The sequence below is a fragment of the Streptococcus huangxiaojuni genome (assembly GCF_040930515.1).
GTDB lineage: Bacteria > Bacillota > Bacilli > Lactobacillales > Streptococcaceae > Streptococcus > Streptococcus huangxiaojuni.
In genome coordinates, this window is sequence record NZ_JBFQEG010000051.1 from 1 (window position 1) to 1,521 (window position 1,521).

Here is a 1,521-nt window from a genome sequence, read left to right on the forward strand (position 1 = left end):
CCAATGTCATTAAGATAAGCTCTCACTCTGTCAAAAAACCTATTCCAAAGCACCTCTATTATGACTGAATTTGGAATAGTTTTATGATTTATAGAATTTAGAGCGCACAAAAGTAAAGGTTTCTCACCCCATTTTGCCGTTTTTATGATACTCTATAAGTGAAACTTACTGGAACCTGGCTTCTTATCTTTCTTTGGAAAGTGCGATTGGGTCGAATGATCGATAAATGCTTGGCCATGTCGGTTCTCAATTGGGAGGAAGTGAGCTCGCCTCTAAGAAATTTTCGACAAGCATAAACAGCGTCTGAAAAACAAATCTTATAAGCCTTTTTTAGCTTGGATTTTTTAATGGCAACGTATGACGTTAGCCATTTACAGATGTTGAAGTTGATAAAGCGAGCGTAGATTTCTTGGAGAATGCCTTCCTTCTTTTTCGCATGAAAATGCGTCAGACCAATACTGTATTTTAAGTCACGAAAACTGGTCTCTATGCCCCACCTGCAGGCATAGAGATCTTTTAATTTTTCTGGCGAATAATCGGTGTTAGTCACTAAAGTTTCAAAGCCGCCCGGCTTGATTTCGAGGCGCACCATCCGAAAATGGCGTTCATAAAACCTTATTGGGTCACTTTTTCGACTAGAACGAGGTAAGAAGTCAAAAGGGACGTGATTGGGCAACAAGTGATAATGATTAGGAAAGTTTTGATAGTGTTGCTTCATGTCAATGGTTTGTTTTCGACAGATTTTGAGGTGAAACCATTCATCAAAACAGGGTGTATCAGGGAGGTTAAAACTGGATTTGATGGCATAATTCCCATCACGAATACGACTCAGAGACAGCCAATTTTTCTCTTGGCAATGTGCCATCACATTGTAGGATTTATAGCCTCTGTCCATACTCACTAGAGCTTGTGCGAAAGGGACAGTTCTCCATCATGTCAATGAAAGCCGCCCGTTCATCATTTTCCCGCTTATCTTGAATCCGCAGGTCCTGATAAATTCCTTGTTCGAGATTGTAGAGTGCATTGATATGAATGAGATTGTAAGGGGTGTGATACGGTCCCGTTTGAATAGAGGTGGTTTTATCAAAGCGATTTCTAGGCAGAATCACATCACTCCCATCTACAGCTAAACTAGGGAGAGAACTAGGGGTAGGAATCTTAGCAGTGAGATTTCTAAAGAGTAACTCGAAAGCCTGAGGTTTAATCTGGTAACGTCGTTGAACAAAAGCGGACTGAGAGACAGGTAAGTCCAAATCAAGCCGTTCTTTAGCTAGGGTCTTGCCACCCATGACAAGAATAGCCTGAATCATCGTTTTCAGGCTCAACTGACGTTGTCGGCTGAAATCTTTTTCTGGATTAAGCACAAACGGATTGGCAGCTGCAACAATGTCATTAATACTATCAAGTAAGTGAGATTTAATCTGATGTAGCATGATTTTTCCCTTTTTATTTTTAGTCTAGCATAGAAAAAAGTAACCTACCACAAAATATGATAGGTTACTTATCTTAATGACATTGGAC

General features: G+C 40.0%; 1 pseudogene. It reads right to left on the reverse strand.

Features of this window, described 5'->3' with window-relative positions:
- Positions 1 to 142: 142 nt before the first annotated feature.
- Positions 143 to 1,433 (reverse strand): annotated as a pseudogene (locus AB3329_RS11605) (IS4 family transposase).
- Positions 1,434 to 1,521: the final 88 nt, after the last annotated feature.